At 56.5% G+C, this 21,111-nt stretch carries 19 protein-coding genes and 1 other RNA gene; 14 read left to right on the top strand and 6 right to left on the bottom strand.

What is annotated here, in order from left to right; all coding sequences use genetic code 11:
• Genes L3068_RS18835 through L3068_RS18815 form a run of 5 tightly spaced genes read left to right on the top strand, consistent with a single transcriptional unit; the run spans position 1 to position 5,462 of the window.
• Positions 1–771 (top strand): alpha/beta fold hydrolase, encoded by a 771-nt coding sequence (locus tag L3068_RS18835; protein ID WP_087530217.1) that lies wholly within the window; start codon positions 1–3, stop codon positions 769–771.
• The gene (locus L3068_RS18830; RefSeq protein WP_050862337.1) at positions 755–1,549 is read left to right on the top strand and encodes an SDR family oxidoreductase; all 795 of its coding nucleotides are present in this window, start codon (positions 755–757) and stop codon (positions 1,547–1,549) included. The genes L3068_RS18835 and L3068_RS18830 overlap by 17 nt, the downstream gene beginning before the upstream one ends.
• 9 nt (positions 1,550–1,558) lie before the next feature.
• Positions 1,559–2,329, top strand: a complete 771-nt coding sequence (locus tag L3068_RS18825) for an aspartate dehydrogenase (RefSeq protein ID WP_023331260.1) — start codon at positions 1,559–1,561, stop codon at positions 2,327–2,329.
• 9 nt (positions 2,330–2,338) lie between these two features.
• On the top strand, positions 2,339–3,808 hold the full coding sequence (locus L3068_RS18820) for an aldehyde dehydrogenase (RefSeq protein WP_117581069.1): 1,470 nt from the start codon (positions 2,339–2,341) through the stop codon (positions 3,806–3,808).
• Between the two features lie 13 nt (positions 3,809–3,821).
• Positions 3,822–5,462, top strand: coding sequence for a thiamine pyrophosphate-binding protein (locus tag L3068_RS18815; protein WP_117581067.1), 1,641 nt, complete (start codon positions 3,822–3,824; stop codon positions 5,460–5,462).
• A gap of 113 nt (positions 5,463–5,575) precedes the next feature.
• Here L3068_RS18815 and L3068_RS18810 read toward each other — a convergent pair whose 3' ends face one another.
• Complete coding sequence (locus tag L3068_RS18810; protein ID WP_023337739.1) at positions 5,576–6,844, bottom strand: OprD family outer membrane porin; 1,269 nt, start codon at positions 6,842–6,844, stop codon at positions 5,576–5,578.
• Positions 6,845–7,054: 210 nt separating this feature from the next.
• Complete coding sequence (gene loiP / locus L3068_RS18805; RefSeq protein WP_117581065.1) at positions 7,055–7,813, bottom strand: metalloprotease LoiP; 759 nt, start codon at positions 7,811–7,813, stop codon at positions 7,055–7,057.
• 272 nt (positions 7,814–8,085) lie between these two features.
• On the opposite strand from loiP, the gene tkt reads away from it, so the two are divergent.
• The 7 genes from tkt to L3068_RS18770 all read left to right on the top strand — a co-directional run bounded on the left by tkt (position 8,086) and on the right by L3068_RS18770 (position 16,468).
• Positions 8,086–10,077, top strand: coding sequence for a transketolase (gene tkt, locus L3068_RS18800; protein ID WP_023331255.1), 1,992 nt, complete (start codon positions 8,086–8,088; stop codon positions 10,075–10,077).
• 340 nt (positions 10,078–10,417) lie between these two features.
• Positions 10,418–11,437 (top strand): erythrose-4-phosphate dehydrogenase, encoded by a 1,020-nt coding sequence (gene epd / locus L3068_RS18795; protein ID WP_117581063.1) that lies wholly within the window; start codon positions 10,418–10,420, stop codon positions 11,435–11,437.
• A 49-nt stretch (positions 11,438–11,486) separates the two neighbouring features.
• Positions 11,487–12,650, top strand: coding sequence for a phosphoglycerate kinase (pgk, locus tag L3068_RS18790; RefSeq protein WP_014885156.1), 1,164 nt, complete (start codon positions 11,487–11,489; stop codon positions 12,648–12,650).
• A 92-nt stretch (positions 12,651–12,742) separates the two neighbouring features.
• Positions 12,743–13,822, top strand: a complete 1,080-nt coding sequence (gene fbaA, locus L3068_RS18785) for a class II fructose-bisphosphate aldolase (protein WP_014885155.1) — start codon at positions 12,743–12,745, stop codon at positions 13,820–13,822.
• 186 nt (positions 13,823–14,008) lie between these two features.
• A complete protein-coding gene (gene mscS / locus L3068_RS18780) occupies positions 14,009–14,863 on the top strand; it encodes a small-conductance mechanosensitive channel MscS (RefSeq protein ID WP_071922912.1) in 855 nt (284 codons plus the stop codon).
• Positions 14,864–15,008: 145 nt separating this feature from the next.
• Positions 15,009–15,644 carry an arginine exporter ArgO gene (argO, locus tag L3068_RS18775; protein ID WP_023331253.1) on the top strand — a complete coding sequence of 212 codons (636 nt, stop codon included), beginning with the start codon at positions 15,009–15,011 and terminating at the stop codon, positions 15,642–15,644.
• Between the two features lie 92 nt (positions 15,645–15,736).
• Positions 15,737–16,468: an oxidative stress defense protein gene (locus tag L3068_RS18770; protein ID WP_014885152.1), complete on the top strand. Its 732-nt coding sequence runs from the start codon at positions 15,737–15,739 to the stop codon at positions 16,466–16,468.
• 44 nt (positions 16,469–16,512) lie between these two features.
• Here the strand turns inward: L3068_RS18770 and argP are convergent, their stop codons facing one another.
• Positions 16,513–17,406 (bottom strand): DNA-binding transcriptional regulator ArgP, encoded by an 894-nt coding sequence (argP, locus tag L3068_RS18765; protein WP_008499727.1) that lies wholly within the window; start codon positions 17,404–17,406, stop codon positions 16,513–16,515.
• Between the two features lie 127 nt (positions 17,407–17,533).
• Between argP and rpiA the strand changes: the two genes are divergently transcribed.
• Positions 17,534–18,193 (top strand): ribose-5-phosphate isomerase RpiA, encoded by a 660-nt coding sequence (gene rpiA / locus L3068_RS18760; RefSeq protein WP_014885151.1) that lies wholly within the window; start codon positions 17,534–17,536, stop codon positions 18,191–18,193.
• A 267-nt stretch (positions 18,194–18,460) separates the two neighbouring features.
• The gene (gene serA / locus L3068_RS18755; RefSeq protein WP_014885150.1) at positions 18,461–19,693 is read left to right on the top strand and encodes a phosphoglycerate dehydrogenase; all 1,233 of its coding nucleotides are present in this window, start codon (positions 18,461–18,463) and stop codon (positions 19,691–19,693) included.
• Positions 19,694–19,807: 114 nt separating this feature from the next.
• On the opposite strand, the gene L3068_RS18750 is transcribed toward serA, so the two are convergent.
• The 3 genes from L3068_RS18750 to zapA all read right to left on the bottom strand — a co-directional run bounded on the left by L3068_RS18750 (position 19,808) and on the right by zapA (position 20,983).
• Positions 19,808–20,404: a 5-formyltetrahydrofolate cyclo-ligase gene (locus L3068_RS18750; protein WP_045269626.1), complete on the bottom strand. Its 597-nt coding sequence runs from the start codon at positions 20,402–20,404 to the stop codon at positions 19,808–19,810.
• A 24-nt stretch (positions 20,405–20,428) separates the two neighbouring features.
• Positions 20,429–20,612: non-coding RNA, 6S RNA (gene ssrS, locus L3068_RS18745), on the bottom strand.
• Positions 20,613–20,653: 41 nt separating this feature from the next.
• On the bottom strand, positions 20,654–20,983 hold the full coding sequence (gene zapA, locus L3068_RS18740) for a cell division protein ZapA (RefSeq protein WP_006811891.1): 330 nt from the start codon (positions 20,981–20,983) through the stop codon (positions 20,654–20,656).
• Between the last annotated feature and the right edge of the window lie 128 nt (positions 20,984–21,111).

The following is a 21,111-nucleotide window of genomic DNA, read 5'->3' as shown; positions in this document are numbered from 1 at the left end:
ATGACGGGTTTTCGTGAACAGGGAAGCGGCATTCCGCTGATGCTGCTGCATGGGATCAGCTCGGGTGCTGCCTCCTGGCATAAGCAGATGGCGCTGAAGGGTTTTCGCGTGCTGGCGTGGGACATGCCCGGTTATGGCGAAAGCCCGATGCTGACCGTAGAACGGGCGAGTGCGGGAGATTACGCCGATGCACTGGCGGCAATGCTTGACCGCGCGGGCGTCTGGCAGGCGGTACTGGTCGGCCATTCTCTCGGGGCGCTGGTCGCCAGCGCCTTTGCGGCGAAGTTTCCCGACCGGATGCGGCATCTGGTGCTGGCAGATGCCGCGCAGGGCTACGGTCAGGCCGCACCGGAGCAACGCGAGCAGGTCTGGCGCAGCCGCGAGCAGCAGATGGCGCTGGGCGGTGAAATCCTTGCCCAGACCCGCGCGGCGAAGCTGTTGCGCCCCGGCGCCCGCGGGGAAGATATCGCCACCGTCGCGTCGGGCATGCGCAAGCTGCGTCCTGAAGGCTACCTTGCCGCCGCGTGGATGCTGGCACACGACGATATTCACGGCTGGCTTAAACGTTACTCCGGCACGTTTGAGGTCTGGTGCGGCGAGCAGGATGCGATCACGCAGCCCGAGCTGGTGCAGGGGCTGGCACTGCGCTACGGCATGCCGTTTACCGCCATTCCCCAGGCCGGGCACGCCAGCTATCTCGATAACGCGGCGTTTTTTAACCAACAGCTTTTACGCATTAACGAAGAGGTGCGCGATGAATGCACAAATTGACGGGCGCGTAGCGGTAGTCACCGGCGGTTCTTCTGGCATTGGCTTTGAAACGCTGCGCCTGCTGCTGGGCGAGGGGACAAAAGTGGCTTTCTGCGGCCGAGACCCGGACCGGCTCGCCAGCGCCCACGCGACGCTGCAAAACGAATACCCCGACGGCGAGATTTTCTCCTACCGCTGCGACGTGCTAAACGCTGCCGAAGTCCAGGGCTTTGCGGATGCCGTTCAGGCCCGCTTTGGCGCGGCGGACATGCTGATCAACAACGCCGGGCAGGGCTACGTGGCGCATTTCAGCGATACCCCGCGCGAAGCGTGGCTGCACGAAGCCGAACTGAAATTGTTCGGGGTGATCAACCCGGTGCAGGCGTTTCAGCCTCTGCTGGAGCGGTCCGATATCGCCTCCATTACCTGCGTGAACTCCCTGCTGGCGCTGCAGCCGGAGGAGCACATGATCGCCACTTCTGCCGCCCGTGCTGCGCTGCTGAATATGACGCTGACGCTCTCAAAAGAGCTGGTGGGTAAAGGTATCCGCGTGAATTCCATTTTGCTCGGCATGGTGGAGTCCGGGCAGTGGCAGCGCCGCTTTGAGAGCCGGACGGACAAAAGTCAGAGCTGGCCGGAGTGGACGGCGGAGATCGCGCGTAAACGTGGCATCCCGATGGCGCGTCTCGGCAAGCCGCAGGAGCCCGCGCAGGCGCTGCTGTTCCTCGCCTCGCCGCTGGCGTCATTCACCACCGGCGCCGCGCTGGACGTTTCCGGCGGCTTCTGCCGCCACCTGTAAGGACACATTATGAAAAAGATCATGTTAATTGGTTTTGGCGCCATGGCGCAGGCGGTGATTGAGCGTTTACCCGCGGGCGTGGCTATCGGCTGGATCGTGGCGCGTGAATCTCATCATGCGGCGATTCACACACAGTTTGGTGATGCAGTGATGGCGCTCGGTACGCCGGTGGCGTGCGCTGACACGCCCGATCTGGTGCTGGAGTGCGCCAGCCAGCAGGCGGTGGCGCAGTACGGCGAGGACATATTGCGTCGCGGCTGGCATCTGGCGGTGATCTCCACCGGCGCGCTGGCGGACAGCGCGCTGGAGCAGCGTTTGCTCAGTGCTGGCGGCAAGCTGACGTTGCTCTCCGGCGCGGTTGCCGGTATCGACGGGCTTGCGGCGGCGAAAGAGGGCGGGCTGGAACGCGTGACCTATCAGTCGCGCAAAAGCCCGGCCAGCTGGCGCGGCAGTTATGCTGAGCAGCTTATCGACCTTAACGCGGTGTCTGAGGCGAGCGTTTTCTTTGAAGGCAGCGCCCGCGAGGCGGCGCGCCTGTTCCCGGCGAACGCCAACGTGGCGGCGACGGTGGCGCTCGGTGGCGTCGGGATGGACGAGACGCGCGTGCAGCTGATGGTCGACCCGGCAACGAAGCGCAATACCCACACGCTGCATGTCGAAGGCGTGTTCGGCGAGTTCCATCTTGAGCTGAGCGGGCTGCCGCTGGCGTCTAACCCTAAAACCTCCACTCTTGCAGCACTGAGCGCGGTACGCGCCTGCCGCGAGCTGGCCCTGAGCTGAGGAGCGATGATGGACGATCTGAAGATTTTTATCGGCGGCCACTGGCGACATGGAGGAGGCGACCCGATGCAGAGCCATTTTCCGGCAGACGGGTCGATCAATGCGACGCTGAATGCGGCAAGTCTCGACGATCTGAATGACGCAATCGAGGCCGGCGAGCGGGCGTGGCGCGATCCCGCGTGGCGCAGCAGCCTGCCGCACATGCGCGCGAGGATCCTGCATAAGGTCGCGGATCTGATTGAATCCCGCGTCGACGAACTGGCGAAAATGCAGAGCCGCGATAACGGCAAGCCGCTCGCGGAAGCGCGTGGGCTGGTGATGAGTGCGGCAGGGACAGCGCGCTACTTTGCCTCTGCCTGCGAGCTGCTGGAAGGGGAACTCCCGACGCCACGCCAGCCGGATCTGCTGACCCTGAGCCGCTATGAACCGCTCGGCGTGGTGGCTGCCATCACGCCATGGAACTCGCCGATTGCCAGCGAAATGCAAAAGGTTGCCCCGGCGATTGCCGCCGGAAATGCGGTGATCCTCAAACCTGCCGAGGCCACGCCGCTGATGGCGCTGGAGCTGGCGCGTATTTTTGAACAGGCCGGGCTGCCCGCCGGGCTGCTGAGCGTGCTACCTGGTAAAGGCTCGGTGATTGGCGATGCGCTGGCGCGTCACCCTAAGGTGCGCAAAATCTCCTTTACCGGTGGTACCACTACGGGCCGCCATCTTGCACACGTGGCGGCGGAAAAGCTGATCCCGGCATCGCTGGAGCTGGGCGGAAAATCACCGACCATCGTGCTGGAAGACGCAGACATCGAGCAGGCCGCGCGCGGCATCTGCTACGGCATTTTTAGCTCGGCAGGGCAGGCGTGCATCGCTGGTTCACGGCTGTTTATCCACGAGAGCATTTACGCGCCGCTGATGTCGCGGCTGCTTGAGCTCACGCGCGGACTGCGCGTCGGACATCCGTTTACTGACGGTACCCATGTCGGGCCGCTGATTAACCCTAAACATCGTCAGAGCGTGCAGGATTACGTCGAGCTGGCGAAGCGCGAAGGGGGCCGCGTGCTGTGCGGCGGGGAGATCCCGGCCGATCCTGAGCTGGCAAACGGCAGTTTCTTCCTGCCGACCCTCATCGAAGGTCTGAGCAACAGCGCCCGCGCGTGTCAGGAGGAGATCTTCGGCCCGGTACTGGTGGCGATGCCGTTTCGCGACGAGGCCACGCTTATCCGCGAGGCCAACGACTCGGTGTACGGCCTGGCGGCGGGGATCTGGACGCGCGATGCCGGGCGCGCGCTGCGCCTGAGCGAACAGCTTGAGGCGGGCACGGTGTGGATCAACACCTACAAAGTCTTTGCGATTTCAACCCCGTTCGGGGGCTTTAAAGAGAGCGGTCTGGGCCGCGAAAAGGGCATTCAGGGGCTGAAAGCCTGGATGCAGCAAAAGAGCATTTATCTGGCGACGGGTAACAGCGTCAACCACTGGTGCGACTGAGAAAGGGTGAGCAATGAGCGAAATGATAACCGTCGGCGACGCCATCGCCAGAACGCTGGAGCAGTATCAGGTTGAGGCCATCTACGGCGTCATCTCCATTCACAACCTGCCAATCGCGGATGCGGTCGGGCAGCGCGGCAACATTCGCTTCGTGCCCGCGCGCGGTGAAGCGGGATCCGTGACCATGGCCGACGCCCACGGACGTTTTTCCGGTCTCGGCGTGGCGCTGACCAGCACCGGTGCGGGGGCGGGTAACGCGGTAGGCGCGCTGGTAGAAGCGATGAATGCCTGCACGCCGCTGCTGCATTTAACCGGACAGGTCGAAAAAGCCTGGCTGGATGCCGATACCGGATTTATCCATGAAACCCGCGACCAGCTGACCTTCCTGAAGGCCAGCTCCAAACGGGCGTACCGCATCAGCAACGCCAACCAGGCGATAGCTATCCTGCACAAAGCGATTCAGGACGCGCAGACGCCGCCGTGCGGGCCGGTCTCTGTTGAGATCCCGATTGATATTCAGAGTGCCAATATTCCGCTTTCGCTGGTGACCGCACCGATGAAACCTACGTCGGTCGCCACCGTGGACCCCGCGATAGTTGACGCACTCTGGGCGCAGCTGAAGCAGGCAAAACAGCCGTTGCTGTGGCTGGGCGGCGGAGCGCTGAGATGCGCTGATGCGGTGAAAAAGCTGGCGGATGCAGGCATCACCGTCATCTCCAGCACCCACGCGCGCGGCGTGCTACCGGACAGCCATCGCGGTAGTCTGCGGGCGTTTCACAACTCGCCATCCGTTGAAGCGCTCATCGCGCAGTGTGACTTTACGCTGGTCGCCGGTTCACGCCTGCGCAGCAACGAAACCCGCTCATGGACGCTGGCGCTGCCGTCTCCACGGGTACAGGTAGATATCGACCCGGCGGCGGCGAGCCGTAATTATCTGATGGATAGCACGCTGATAGCCGATTGTTCCGCGTTGCTTAGCGCGCTGGCCGACAACGTACAGGGGCGTGAGTGGGGCAACGCGCAGTGGGACGCGCTGGTTCAACAGGCGGTTGAGCAAGCCGGGCAGGGCCTGCGCGATCAGTGCGGCCCCTATGCGAGACTTAACGATGCCATCGAGAAAGCGCTTCCGCAGGACGGCCTGCTGGTGCGCGATATCACCGTGTCCGGCAGCCTGTGGGGCAGCCGCCTGTTCCGCGCCAACGGCCCGCTGATGAACATTCACTCGCTGGCCGGAGCCATTGGTATGGGGCTGCCGATGGCCATTGGCACCGCGATAGCTAACCCGCAGCGCAAGGTTGTGGGGCTGGTGGGTGATGGCGGTCTGAGTCTGAACCTCGGCGAACTGGCGACGCTGGCCCAGGAGAAAGCCAACGTGACGCTGCTGATCATGAACGACGGGGGGTACGGCGTAATGCGTGGTATTCAGGACAAGTATTTCGGCGGGCGTCAGTATTACAACGAGCTGCATACGCCGGACTTCACTCTGCTGGCGCAGGCGATTGGCCTGCAGGCATGGAGCGTTGAGCGTGCCGAGGATTTTGATGCCGTTATGACAGAAGCGCTGGCGATGCCGGGCCCGTCGGTAGTGGAAGTGAGGATGGGGCAGATTGGCGCCCTGAAGTTTGCCGGGCCGCCGCAGAAGACGCTGTATTGATATCGTGGATATCGCCCGGTGGCGCTGCGCTTACCGGGCCTACGGTTTCTCACTCAATAACAGCGAAAAAACCGTAGGCAGGGTAAGGCGAAGCCGCCACCCGGCTTTTTTCATCAGAACACGTTAAACGGGTATTCCACGTAAGCACGGATCTCATCCCCACCCACGTTGTAATCGCTGGCGTTGCTGGAGACACGCAGCACGGAATAGCGCAGCTTCAGCTTCAGATCTTTCGCCGGACCATCCTGCACCTGGTACTGGATCTGGTTGAACCACTCATGCTCTTTGCCGTTGCTGGTTTCAGAGGTTTTGATGTTATCGCCACGCACGTAGGCGGTGGTCCAGCTCAGGCCCGGCAGGCCGAGTCCGCCAAAGTCCAGACCGTACGATGCCTGCCATGAGCGTTCGTCTTCGCCGTTGAAATCAGACCAGTAGGAGTTAGCCAGCCAGATGGTGTTGCCGCCGTCACCCACACCGCCCTGGTCGCGGTAGCCACCGTAGTTGTAGCCGGTGCTGCCGCTGCTCTGCTGGTATGCCACTTTGAACGTGTGAATGTCCCAGATATAGCTCGCTGCCAGGCTCCAGATGGTGTTGCTGCGGCCCGTGTCGAGGCTGTCGGCGTAACCCTGCTCCAGACGCGAGTTATAGCCATTAAAGTCGAGTACCAGCTGCTGCCCGGTGCTGAACGGTTGTTTGAAGTTCAGGCCCAGGTACTGCTTGTTCATTACCTCTTCATTATGCGAGGCATACACCGCACCGCTGAACTGCTCGTTAAACTGGTAGCTCGCGCCACCGAAGGTCAGGCTCTTCAGGCCGCTGTCGTGGCGGTCATCACTTTTGCGCTGTTCGTCGGTAAAGTAACCGGCGTTGACTTCCAGACCGTCGATCTCTTTTGAGGTCAGCAGGGTCCCGGTGTAGCTTTCAAACAGCAGGCGGGAGTTGTCGGCATTCACGATCGGCAGCTCAGGACGCTGACTACCGTAGCTCAGCACGGTATTTGAGATACGCATTTTGGCGGTTGCGCCAAATTTCGCTAAATCGGATTTTGCCCGGCCATCGTCTTCCTGTTTAAAGAAGTCGATACCGCCCGCACCGCTTTTTCCACGGCCACCGTCCAGACGAACGCCATACTGTGCAATGCCGTCTACACCAAAGCCCACCAGCCCTTCGGTATAACCGGATGTGAAGGTGGCAATAATACCCTGGCCCCATTCGGCTTTATCCTGCTGGCCCTGATGATAGTCGCGACTGATATACGCATTGCGTAAAAACAGGTCCAGATGGCTGTCGTCAATAAAACCCTGACTGTCGGATTGCTGGCTTGCAGCGGCGGGTAATGCGGCGAATAAACCTAAAGCAATTAACGATAATTCTTTTTTCACGGAGGGAACGTCTCTGTCTTAATATATTAAAATGAATTACTGCAGGTCGGATAATTACCCGAATGGTTAATGATTGCAATAATTATGTGTCCAGACGTTTCAGCGCTAAGAGCCGGATATGGAGAGGGTTTTGCGGGAGTTACCGATACGTGCGATTAAGTTGGCAATTCATGCGAAATAAAAAGGAGGCAAATTTGCCTCCTTCCAGAATTATTTAATTCCATCTGCGGCCATACGGTCGCGAATATGTTGTGCACGTTCTTCTGAGGCCGGGTGATCGTCAAACATGGAGCTCTGGCGTCCCGCTTCCAGCTTCGCCAGTTTTTCGAAGCTGGTGGCTAAACCTGACGGATTAATCCCGCGTTTGCGCAACAGATCGTAAGAGTAGTCATCCGCTTCGGACTCCTGGCGCTGGGAGAACTGGGAATTGACCAGCTTTTCTCCGACATCGCCGAGCTGTGACTGAGACAGGCTGCCCATGATACCGCCCGCAGAGGCAGCCGCCGCACGGATGGCGTTGGTGCCTAAGGCAACCTGCATCCCTTTTTTCACGTGGCCGAGCGCAACGTGACCCATTTCATGGCCGATAACCGCTTCCACTTCGTTGTCGGTCATCATATCCATCAGCCCGCTATAGACGCGGATGCAGCCGTTTGCCATCGCGAAGGCGTTGACGTCTTTAGCCATGTAAACCTTATAGTTCACCGGCTGACCGTTGATGTTATCGCCGAGCGCGGAAGCAATCTTATTCAGACGCTGTGTGTAGGTACTGTTAGCCGGCGCAATCGTGGCTTTTCCGTCCATATCTTTACAGGCCTGATCGCTCAGCGCTTTAACCTGCGCATCGCTCAGGGAGTAGGCCTGAAAGGCTTCTGCGCCTGACGTCATCAGACCGTTAGAATCCATATTCTGACAGCCGCTCAGCATGAGCGTTGTACCCAGGGCCAGCACTATTGCACGCATTTTCATGAAGTTGCTTCCGTACTTGTTAATCTCAATAAAATCCGAAAAGTGCACCCGCAACGAAGCCGGGGCCGGGATAAGTATAAGGAATATCTACAGGCGCGGGCGAGCAGATTGCGCAACATGCGAGCATGATCCAGAGATTTCTTAAGCTGCAAAAGAATGGTCCATGTACATGCCTTGCGGCTTGGGTTACATTGTTGGCACTTTTTTCCGGCGTAGCCCAAAACGCGCTGTCGTCAAGGGCATGGCCTTTAACAGTCCGATCTGGAGTTAAAATGTCCTCACGTAAAGAGCTTGCTAATGCTATTCGTGCGCTGAGCATGGATGCAGTACAGAAAGCCAAATCCGGCCACCCGGGTGCCCCTATGGGTATGGCAGATATCGCCGAAGTCCTGTGGCGTGATTTCCTTAACCACAACCCGCAGAACCCGGCATGGGCTGACCGCGACCGTTTCGTGCTGTCTAACGGCCACGGCTCTATGCTGATCTACAGCCTGCTGCACCTCACTGGCTACGATCTGCCTATTGAAGAGCTGAAAAACTTCCGCCAACTGCACTCCAAAACTCCAGGTCACCCGGAAGTGGGTTACACCGCTGGCGTAGAAACCACCACCGGCCCACTGGGTCAGGGTATTGCTAACGCAGTGGGTATGGCGATTGCTGAGAAGACGCTGGCGGCGCAGTTCAACCGTCCTGGTCATGACATTGTTGACCACTTCACCTACGCGTTCATGGGCGACGGCTGCATGATGGAAGGCATTTCTCATGAAGTGTGCTCCCTGGCAGGTACCCTGAAGCTGGGTAAACTGGTTGCGTTCTATGATGACAACGGCATCTCCATCGACGGTCACGTTGAGGGCTGGTTCACTGACGACACCGCAGCACGTTTCGAAGCCTACGGCTGGCACGTTGTGCGTGGTGTTGATGGCCACGATGCTGACTCGATTAAACGTGCAGTAGAAGAAGCGCGCGCGGTCACCGATAAACCGTCCCTGCTGATGTGCAAAACCATCATCGGCTTCGGTTCTCCGAATAAAGCGGGTACGCATGACTCCCACGGCGCACCGCTGGGTGACGCGGAAATCGCATTGACCCGTGAAGCATTGGGCTGGAAACACCCTGCATTCGAAATTCCATCTGAGATCTATGCTCAGTGGGATGCAAAAGAAGTGGGCCAGGCGAAAGAAGCTGCCTGGAACGAGAAATTCGCCGCCTATGCGAAAGCCTTCCCTCAGGAAGCGGCTGAGTTTACCCGTCGTATGAAAGGCGATATGCCGTCTGACTTCGACGCGAAAGCGAACGAATTCATCGCTAAGCTGCAGGCGAACCCATCTAAAATCGCCAGCCGTAAAGCGTCCCAGAATGCGATCGAAGCGTTTGGTCCATTGCTGCCTGAATTCCTCGGCGGTTCCGCTGACCTGGCGCCATCTAACCTGACTCTGTGGTCTGGTTCTAAGCCAATTAACGAAGACACTGCCGGTAACTACATCCATTACGGTGTACGTGAATTCGGTATGACCGCGATTGCCAACGGTATCTCCCTGCACGGCGGTTTCCTGCCGTATACCTCTACCTTCCTGATGTTCGTAGAGTATGCGCGTAACGCCGTGCGTATGGCTGCGCTGATGAAACAGCGTCAGGTGATGGTCTACACCCACGACTCCATCGGTCTGGGCGAAGATGGTCCAACTCACCAGCCGGTAGAGCAGGTGGCTTCCCTGCGCGTGACCCCGAACATGAGCACCTGGCGTCCATGTGACCAGGTTGAATCTGCGGTAGCGTGGAAATACGGCGTTGAGCGTCAGGACGGCCCAACTGCGCTGATCCTCTCCCGTCAGAACCTGGCACAGCAGGAGCGTACGCCAGAGCAGCTGGCGAACATCGCTCGCGGTGGTTACGTGCTGAAAGACTGTGCAGGCCAGCCTGAGCTGATCTTCATCGCGACCGGTTCTGAAGTTGAACTGGCGGTTGCAGCATGGGAAAAACTGACTGCCGAAGGCGTGAAGGCGCGCGTGGTCTCCATGCCGTCTACCGATGCGTTCGACAAACAGGATGCGGCTTACCGTGAATCTGTTCTGCCTAAAGCGGTTTCTGCGCGTGTGGCAGTGGAAGCGGGTATCGCTGACTACTGGTTCAAATACGTGGGCCTGAATGGCGCTATCGTCGGTATGACCACCTTCGGTGAGTCTGCGCCAGCAGAATTGCTGTTCGAAGAGTTCGGCTTCACCGTTGATAACGTTGTCGCTAAGGCGAAAGAACTGCTGTAATTGCTTGTACGGTGCGGGCTGACGCCCTCACCCCAGCCCTCTCCCACAGGGAGAGGGTGCAAACACTAAAAACGGTAACCTTTGGGTTACCGTTTTGCTTTTACCTCCCCGGTATTATTCCACCGAAAATGTGACGCATGTCATATAGCACGCTTATTCATCTGGACAGCCATTCCTTTTATTCCTCGATTCGCTTATTCTTGCTGAAGCGTTTCAGTCGATTAAATGTTCGACAATTGACCAATCAATCGCAGTTTGTGATAGCAAAGATTCCCCTTCGGGCGTAGCTGGATTACTCTTTCAGCCACCTCAAACTCAGGGATAGCTTTGCAGGAGATCTATGACCGTACGCGTAGCGATTAATGGCTTCGGTCGCATCGGGCGCAACGTGGTTCGTGCTTTATATGAATCCGGGCGTCGTGCGGAAATAACCGTGGTGGCAATCAACGAACTGGCGGATGCTGCGGGCATGGCGCATTTGTTGAAATATGACACCAGCCACGGCCGCTTTGCCTGGGATGTTTGCCAGGAAAGAGAGCAGCTGTTTGTCGGTGACGATGCCATCCGCGTGCTGCATGAAAGCAGTATCGCAGGGCTACCGTGGCGTGAGCTGGGCGTGGATGTGGTGCTCGACTGTACCGGGGTTTACGGCAATCGCGAACATGGCGAAGCTCACCTGGCAGCCGGTGCGAAAAAAGTCCTGTTTTCTCATCCCGGCAGTAACGACCTCGACGCGACCGTCGTGTTTGGCGTCAACCAGCATGAGCTGCAGGCTGAACACCTCATCGTTTCCAACGCCTCCTGTACCACCAACTGCATTATTCCGGTCATCAAACTGTTAGACGATGCGTATGGCATTGAGTCCGGCACCGTGACCACGATTCACTCCGCCATGCACGACCAGCAGGTTATTGATGCCTACCATCCGGATTTACGACGCACTCGCGCGGCGAGCCAGTCAATCATCCCGGTAGATACGAAACTGGCGGCAGGGATCACCCGAATTTTCCCGCAGTTTAATGACCGTTTTGAAGCGATTGCCGTGCGTGTCCCGACGATTAACGTCACCGCAATCGACCTGAGCGTGACGGTGAAAAAACCGGTAAAAGCCTGTGAAGTCAACCTGTTGCTGCAAAAAGCGGCACAGGGAGCATTTCATGGTATAGTTGACTATACGGAATTACCGTTGGTCTCAGTAGATTTTAACCACGACCCGCACAGCGCTATTGTTGATGGCACGCAAACGAGGGTCAGTGGCGCACACCTTATCAAGACGCTGGTCTGGTGTGATAACGAATGGGGCTTTGCTAACCGGATGCTCGACACCACGTTAGCAATGGCCGCTCAAGGTTTCAGGTAAGACGCATCGTGCGTCTGCAAAACTTTAAGAATCAACGAGAGGATTCACCATGTCTGTAATTAAGATGACCGATCTGGATCTGGCTGGTAAACGCGTTTTCATCCGTGCTGATCTGAACGTACCGGTTAAAGAGGGTAAAGTGACCAGCGACGCGCGTATCCGTGCATCCCTGCCAACCATCGAACTGGCTCTGAAGCAGGGCGCGAAAGTGATGGTCACCTCCCACCTGGGTCGTCCTACCGAAGGCGAGTACAACGAAGAGTTCTCTCTGCTGCCAGTGGTTAATTACCTGAAAGACAAACTGTCCAACCCGGTTCGCCTGGTAAAAGATTACCTGGACGGCGTTGAAGTGGCTGCTGGTGAGCTGGTTGTTCTGGAAAACGTTCGCTTCAACAAAGGCGAAAAGAAAGACGACGAAACCCTGTCTAAGAAATACGCTGCACTGTGCGACGTCTTCGTGATGGATGCATTTGGTACGGCGCACCGTGCTCAGGCCTCTACCCACGGTATCGGTAAATTTGCAGACGTAGCATGTGCGGGCCCTCTGCTGGCTGACGAACTGGAAGCACTGGGCAAAGCGCTGAAAGAACCTGCTCGTCCAATGGTCGCTATCGTTGGTGGTTCTAAAGTGTCTACCAAACTGACCGTGCTGGATTCCCTGTCAAAAATCGCTGACCAGCTGATCGTTGGCGGTGGTATCGCGAACACCTTCGTTGCTGCTCAAGGCCACAACGTGGGTAAATCCCTGTATGAAGCGGACCTGGTTGACGAAGCGAAACGCCTGCTGGGCACCTGTGACATCCCGGTTCCAACTGACGTTCGCGTGGCGACCGAGTTCTCCGAAACCGCAACCGCGACCCTGAAATCTGTTAACGACATCAAAGATGAAGAGCAGATTCTGGACCTGGGCGACGTTTCTGCACAGAAACTGGCTGATATCCTGAAAAACGCAAAAACTATCCTGTGGAACGGTCCTGTTGGCGTGTTCGAATTCCCGAACTTCCGCAAAGGGACTGAAATCGTGGCTAACGCTATTGCGGACAGCGAAGCGTTCTCTATCGCAGGCGGTGGTGACACCCTGGCAGCTATCGATCTGTTCGGTATCGCTGACAAGATCTCCTACATCTCCACTGGTGGCGGTGCATTCCTCGAATTCGTGGAAGGCAAAGTTCTGCCAGCAGTAGCAATGCTCGAAGAGCGCGCTAAGAAGTAAGCCATTCAAGGGCAGGGAAACCTGCCCAATTTTCAGCGCGCTTATCAGAGCTCGCACCTTTTCTAACGGCCGAAGATACAGGACTAAGCAACATGTCTAAAATTTTTGATTTCGTAAAACCTGGCGTGATCACTGGTGATGACGTACAGAAAGTGTTCCAGGTAGCTAAAGAAAACAACTTCGCTCTGCCAGCAGTTAACTGCGTAGGTACCGACTCCATCAACGCCGTACTGGAAACCGCTGCCAAAGTTAAAGCACCGGTTATCGTTCAGTTCTCTAACGGTGGTGCTGCGTTCATCGCGGGCAAAGGCGTGAAAACTGACATTCCTCAGGGTGCTGCTATCCTGGGCGCTATCTCTGGTGCGCACCACGTACATCAGATGGCTGAGCACTACGGTGTTCCTGTTATCCTGCACACCGACCACTGCGCGAAGAAACTGCTGCCGTGGATCGACGGTCTGCTGGACGCGGGTGAAAAACACTTCGCAGCCACCGGTAAACCACTGTTCTCTTCTCACATGATCGACCTGTCTGAAGAGTCACTGCACGAAAACATCGAAATCTGCTCTAAGTACCTGGCGCGCATGGCCAAAATGGGCATGACTCTGGAAATTGAACTGGGTTGCACCGGTGGTGAAGAAGACGGCGTGGACAACAGCCACATGGACGCTTCTGCCCTGTACACCCAGCCAGAAGACGTTGATTACGCGTACACCGAGCTGAGCAAAATCAGCCCACGCTTCACCATTGCAGCGTCCTTCGGTAACGTACACGGCGTTTACAAACCAGGTAACGTGGTTCTGACTCCAACCATCCTGCGTGATTCTCAGGAATACGTTTCTAAGAAACACAACCTGCCTCACAACAGCCTGAATTTCGTCTTCCACGGCGGTTCCGGTTCTTCTGCTCAGGAAATCAAAGACTCCGTCAGCTACGGTGTTGTGAAAATGAACATCGATACCGATACCCAGTGGGCTACCTGGGACGGTATCCTGCAGTACTACAAAGCTAACGAAGCTTACCTGCAGGGTCAGCTGGGCAACCCGAAAGGCGAAGACCAGCCGAACAAGAAATACTACGATCCACGCGTATGGCTGCGCGCTGCACAGACTTCAATGATTACTCGTCTGGAGCAGGCATTCAAAGAACTGAACGCGGTTGACGTTCTGTAATTTGAGCTGCTGAAAGCGTCAGAAGGCCCGCGAATGCGGGCCTTTTTTTATGCTTTTTCAATATCCTGCAACATCTGCTTTTGTGATCTGTTTGGCAAAACTTGCGCTTTTTGTTTACCCTTTACTGACCTGCCTGTCTCCATGGGGGATGGATTTAGTGTTTTGGTTTAACAAAAGGAAGAATAAATGGAACAACTCGATGTTGTAGACAGCATCAATAACGCCGGTAACTGGCTGGTGCGCAACCAGGCACTGCTGCTGAGTTATGCGGTGAACATCGTTGCGGCAATTGCCATCATCATCGTCGGGATGATCGTGGCGCGCATTGTGTCGAACGCCGTCAACCGTGTGATGGTCGCGCGACACATTGATGCTACCGTGGCTGATTTCCTCTCCGCGCTGGTGCGTTACGGCATTATCGCCTTTACGCTGATTGCGGCGCTGGGACGTGTTGGCGTACAGACGGCATCCGTTATCGCCGTGCTCGGTGCCGCCGGTCTGGCCATTGGTCTGGCATTGCAGGGTTCGCTGTCAAACCTCGCGGCTGGCGTGCTGCTGGTGACTTTCCGTCCATTCCGCTCTGGCGAATACGTTGACCTTGGAGGAATAGCCGGGACCGTATTGCAAGTGCAGATTTTCTCAACCACCCTGCGTACCGTTGATGGTCGTATCGTGGTGGTGCCGAACGGCAAAATCATCGCAGGCAATATCATCAACTTCTCCCGCGAACCGGTGCGTCGTAACGAGCTGATTATCAGCGTAGCGTACGACTCTGATATCGATCAGGTGAAGTCACTGATTAGCAACATCATTGCCTCTGACGATCGTATTCTGAAGGATAAAGAGCAGACTATACGCCTGAACGAACTGGGCGCGTCCTCTATCAACTTCGTGGTGCGTATCTGGAGCAAAAGCAGCGATCTGCAAAACGTATACTGGGACGTGCTGGAACGTATTAAGCGTGAGTTTGACGCCAACGGCATCAGCTTCCCGTATCCGCAGATGGACGTGAACGTCAAAAAAGTCAAAGAAGCAGAGTAACGTCACCCCCAGGCCCGGTAAGCGTCAGCGCCACCGGGCTTTGCTTTTATAAGCCTTGCTAATCCCCAATTAATATTATCCATTTCCTCTAATGTGATTCGCGCAGTATAGTCTGCATCCAGAACATTACTGTGAGAATTTCGTCATGTTATCCTATTATTTTCAAGGCCTTGCTTTAGGTGCGGCCATGATCCTTCCCCTCGGTCCCCAGAATGCGTTCGTGATGAACCAGGGTATTCGCCGCCAGTATCATCTGATGATTGCCCTGCTGTGCGCGGTGAGCGATTTGCTTCTGATCTGCGCCGGGATTTTTGGCGGGAGTGCACTTCTGATGCAGTCGCCGTGGCTGCTGGCGCTGGTGACCTGGGGCGGCGTCGCCTTCCTGTTGTGGTACGGATTCGGTGCGTTGAAAACGGCGATGAGCAGTAACCTCGAACTGGCAAGCGCTGAAGTGATGAAGCAGGGGCGCTGGAAGATTATCGTCACCATGCTGGCGGTGACCTGGCTTAACCCGCATGTCTATCTGGATACCTTCGTGGTGCTGGGTAGCCTCGGCGGACAGCTGGACGTTGAGCCTAAACGCTGGTTTGCGTTGGGAACCGTCAGCGCGTCGTTCCTGTGGTTCTTCGGTCTTGCGATTCTGGCGGCGTGGCTGGCGCCACGACTGCGGACCGCCAAAGCCCAGCGCATCATTAATACGCTGGTCGGTCTGGTGATGTGGTTTATCGCTTTCCAGCTGGCGAAAGAGGGCGTTCATCATGTTCAGGGTTTGTTCAACTAAGCGTTGTCTTATGGACAACTGAGCCAGACCCGCTAAGCTTGCTGGCATGCGCCCTGTTTCTGGGGCACTCTTCGCAACATGGAGGAATGACAGTGAAGTTTAAAGTGATGGCCCTGGCGGCATTAGTGAGTTTAGGTGCGGTGTCGGCGCAGGCGAGTGAACTGCCGGATGGCCCGCACATTGTCACGTCAGGCACCGCAAGCGTGGACGCGGTACCGGATGTTGCAACCCTGGCAATTGAAGTCAACGTGGCTGCAAAAGATGCCGCCTCTGCCAAAAAACAGGCGGACGACCGCGTTGCGCAATATCTCTCCTTCCTGGAACAGAACGGTGTCGCCAAGAAAGACATCAGCTCTGCTAACCTGCGTACCCAACCGGATTACGACTACCAGAACGGCAAAAGCATCCTGAAAGGCTACCGTGCCGTGCGTACGGTTGAAGTGACCGTGCGTCAGTTGGACAAGCTGAATTCACTGCTGGATGGTGCGCTGAAGGCTGGTCTGAACGAAATCCGTTCCGTGTCGCTGGGCGTTGCGCAACCGGAGAAATACAAAGACGAAGCGCGTAAAGCGGCGATTGATGATGCCATTCACCAGGCTGAACAGCTGGCGTCCGGCTTCAAGAGCAAGCTTGGCCCGGTATACAGCGTGCGTTACCACGTCTCTAACTATCAGCCAAGCCCGATGGTACGGATGATGAAGGCTGACGCGGCACCGGTTTCTGCGCAGGAAACTTACGAGCAGCCAACCATTCAGTTCGACGATCAGGTGGATGTGGTGTTCCAGCTGGAGCCCGTTGCAGCACAGCCGAAACCGGCTCAGTAACCTGTAGGCCGGGTAAGGCGTAGCCGCCACCCGGCTTTTTCTTTTTAATCCTGTCTCAACACCTTATGCCCATACGCCAGCAGTGCATCGGTGACGTTGCGCATCATGCGGCTTTCCGGCGCAAAACGATGCCAGTAGAGCATCCGGCGCTGATACAGCCCCGGCGTTAAATCAATCAACTCACCGCTTTTCAACTCTTTCTCAATCTGCAGATGCGGGATCATACAGCAGGTAGTGCCCTGACGCGCAAGCTGCACAAAAGCTTCAGACGAGTTGACGATATGGCACGGCACGCTGCCCGGCGGCAGGTCAAAGTTCTGCTGCAGGAACGCCTGATGCATATCGTCCAGATGGTCAAACGCCACGGCAGGCGCCTTCAGCAGCGCGGCGCGGGTGACGCCGTTAGGGAAGTAGCGCTCCGCAAAGGCTTTTGAACCTACAAACAGGTAGTCCAGCGCCCCCAGTTGATCCACCAGGCAGCTTGGCAGCGCCTGAGGCTGAATACTGACCGCCCCAACAACTTCACCGCGACGCAGACGTTCCTGGGTACGGGTTTCATCTTCAACCTGTAGATTCAGGCGAATCGGGGAGTCGGCCAGGACCGGGGCAAGGGCGGGCAGTAACCAGGTTGCCAGACTGTCGGCGTTGACCGCCAGAGAGAGCAGCAGCGGCGTGGAGCCCGTTTGTTCGTCACCCAGCCACTCGTCTTCCAGCAGCTCAACCTGGCGCAGCAGGGCGAGGAGCTTTTGACCTTGCTCCGTTGGGCGAGGCGGCACGGTACGCACCAGCAGCGGCTGCCCGAACATGTTTTCAAGCTGTTTGATACGCTGTGATACGGCGGACTGGGTGATACACAGCTTTTGCGCTGCGCGCTCAAAACCGCGTTCACGAATAACTGCATCAAGTGCCTGTAGTGTTCTGTAGTCCGGACGTTTCATTGCTCTGGCTGGCTCCTAAATTTTGCTTAATCTGCACTATGACACAATTTTCCCTTTGTGGCAGACGAAATCCATTCGACGTGTTCTATAATGCGCCCTGAGTTTTCACACCACAGGCAAAACGATCATGACGCAGGATGAACTGAAAAAAGCAGTAGGATGGGCCGCTCTCCAGTACGTACAGCCAGGTACCATTGTCGGTGTTGGTACGGGGTCAACGGCGGCACACTTTATCGATGCGCTGGGCACGATGAAGGGGCAGATCGAGGGCGCGGTTTCGAGCTCTGATGCGTCCACGGAAAAGCTGAAAAGCCTCGGCATTACCGTTTTCGACCTCAACGAAGTGGATCGTCTGGGGATTTACGTTGATGGCGCAGACGAAATCAACGGCCACATGCAGATGATCAAAGGCGGTGGCGCAGCGCTGACCCGTGAAAAGATCATCGCTTCCGTTGCAGACAAATTTATCTGCATCGCTGACGCCTCCAAGCAGGTCGATATTCTGGGTAATTTCCCGCTGCCGGTCGAAGTGATCCCGATGGCGCGTAGTGCGGTTGCCCGTCAGCTGGTGAAACTGGGTGGTCGTCCGGAATACCGTCAGGGTGTGGTCACTGATAACGGTAACGTCATCCTCGACGTGCACGGCCTGGAAATTCTCGACGCGATTGCCCTGGAAAATGCGATTAACGCTATTCCAGGCGTTGTCACCGTAGGGCTGTTCGCCAACCGTGGCGCGGATGTGGCGCTGATCGGCACCGCTGACGGTGTGAAAACCATCGTAAAATGATCTGACGGGGGGAGCGCTCCCCCCGCTAAAAAATTTTTGAAAAGCTAAATTCGGTGACTTGTGTCACGTTTTTCCACCTCTTTTGCCGATCCTGCCACATTTGTAAATTTCCTTAGCATTTTGCTCTGCCATTTTGCCCTGTATGACTTTTCTTCAGAGTGCCGACGCAAACGTTCATATTGCTGCAATAGTTTTTTTTGATATGTTGGCTACAGCGGATTTCAATCCAGCACAACATCAGTTCAGATAAAAAACAGGGTCGGGGAAATGGCAAAGGTATCACTGGAGAAAGACAAGATTAAATTCCTGCTGGTCGAGGGCGTGCATCAGAAAGCGCTTGATAGCCTTCGTGCGGCGGGTTACACCAACATCGAATTTCACAAGGGCGCGCTCGATACCGAAGAGCTGAAAGCGTCCATCCGTGATGCCCATTTCATTGGCCTGCGATCCCGTACTCAACTGACGGAAGACGTTATTGCTGCGGCGGAGAAGCTGGTTGCGATTGGCTGTTTCTGCATCGGTACCAACCAGGTTGATCTGAATGCTGCCGCCAAACGCGGTATCCCGGTATTTAACGCCCCGTTCTCCAACACCCGTTCCGTGGCGGAGCTGGTGATTGGCGAATTACTGCTGCTGCTGCGCGGTATTCCGGAGGCTAACGCCAAAGCGCACCGCGGCGTGTGGAACAAACTGGCTGCGGGCTCATACGAAGCGCGCGGTAAAAAACTGGGTATCATCGGCTATGGCCACATCGGTACTCAGCTGGGGATTCTGGCGGAATCTCTGGGGATGCACGTCTACTTTTACGATATCGAAAGCAAGCTGCCGCTAGGGAATGCGACGCAGGTGCAGCATCTCTCTGACCTGCTGAACATGAGCGACGTGGTAAGCCTGCATGTGCCGGAAAATGCGTCCACCAAAAACATGATGGGTGCAGAAGAGCTGGCGCTGATGAAACCGGGCTCACTGCTGATCAACGCCGCGCGCGGTACGGTGGTCGACATCCCTGCGCTGTGCGATGCTCTGAAGCGTAAGCATCTGGCGGGGGCGGCCATTGACGTGTTCCCGACGGAGCCTGCCACCAACAGCGATCCGTTTAACTCTCCGCTCTGCGAATTCGACAACGTGATCCTGACGCCACACATCGGCGGGTCTACTCAGGAAGCGCAGGAGAATATCGGCCTTGAAGTGGCGGGTAAGCTGAGCAAATACTCCGACAACGGTTCCACGCTCTCTGCGGTGAACTTCCCGGAAGTGTCTCTGCCGCTGCACGGTGGTCGCCGTCTGCTGCACATCCACGAAAACCGTCCTGGCGTGCTGACGGCTATCAACCAAATCTTTGCCGAGCAGAGCGTCAACATTGCCGCCCAGTACCTGCAAACCAACTCGCAGATGGGTTACGTGGTAATTGATATCGAAGCGGATGAAGATGTTGCCGAGAAAGCGCTGCAGAGCATGAAAGCTATTCCGGGGACGATTCGCGCGCGTCTGCTTTACTGATGGTGTCGGGTGGCGAGGTAAATGCAAAACGGTAACTATCGTTACCGTTTTTATGTTTTCACCCTCTCCCTGTGGGAGAGGGCTGGGGTGAGGGCATCAGGCTGCACGCCTGTTTCACCACTCCCACAACGTCGATGGCGTCACTACCGCCGGCAACGGCACATCCCATTTCTCCACGGGCAACGCCTCCACGCCCTGACAATCATGCGCATACCCCACCGGCTGTAATCCATACTGCTGCCAGTTTTGCAGCGTCCGGTCGTAAAAACCGCCGCCCATTCCTAAGCGCTGGCCCTGTTCATCAAACGCCACCAGCGGCGTAATCAGCACGTCCAGCTGTGACAGCGGGAGCACGTCGCGCACGTCGAGTTTGGGCTCGGTAATTTTCAGACGATTCACCACCAGCTCGCTGTGCGGATGGTAGTGCAGAAACAGAAGATTGCCTTTGCTAAAAGGATGCAGCACCGGCAGATAAACCTTCTTCCCGGCGCGCCAGAGCTGGTCGATAAGTGGTTGGGTATCGAGCTCGCCATCAAACGACAGGAACAGAGCGACCGTGTTAGCCATAACCACCGGGGGCCACGCCATCATGCGCGCGGCGGCCTGCTGGGCAAAATGCGACTGTTGTTCAGCCGTAAGTGCACGACGACGCTGGCGAATAAGTTGACGGATATCCTGGCGTGAGGCAGAAACTTCAGGGAATTGAGTCATGGTAGTAGGTAGAAGAAGAAAGAGGGAATCTCCGAGATGCCGCCGCAGGCTGTAACCCTTGAACCCTTGGTTCAAGGTGAATGTGTCGTCATAGTTTTAAGGCTTCTCGGACGGACCGAGCATGCTCACCAACCATGGAGCGCCACATTCTTGTGGTATGAAATATCGGCTCAGGGGACTGGCCCGCTTGCGAACATCTCAGAGAAATTTTGTCTTCACAGTTACTCTACCATAGTCAACTGAGAAGTGTTATTCAAACTTTGGTCCCGGTCTTTCGGGATTGCGACCTTGATCAAGCAATGCCTGTTCTATGGTCTGCTGGAGCATTTTAATGCGCTGCTCCATGCTAGCCGCGTAGTCGCGGGTCTTCGCTTTTTCCTGAGTCAGTTCATAGCTGATGTTCAACGCGGCGATGAAAACCAGCTGCTCAGTATTTGTGACTCTAGTGCGTTCTTTTAGATCTTGCAACCGCTGATTCAAATCGTCCGCAGCCTGATTCAAAGCATCCCTTTGTTCAGGCGGACAATTCACTCGCAGTGAACGGCCAAAAATCTGGAGATCGACGGGTTGTGCAGACATGCCACCTTCCTGCTGATTGACTGCGCTGCCTTCGCTTACTGCCCCGGGGGCTGCGAAGGGGCGACACTATAGCTACCCTGATGTGAAGATACAAGCCCTTTTCTGGTATCACCAGGGTCCAAAGTGGT

Source organism: Enterobacter cloacae complex sp. ECL414, assembly GCF_021869685.1.
GTDB classification, from domain to species: Bacteria; Pseudomonadota; Gammaproteobacteria; order Enterobacterales; family Enterobacteriaceae; genus Enterobacter; species Enterobacter kobei.
This window is presented reverse-complemented; position numbering and strand designations above follow the sequence as displayed.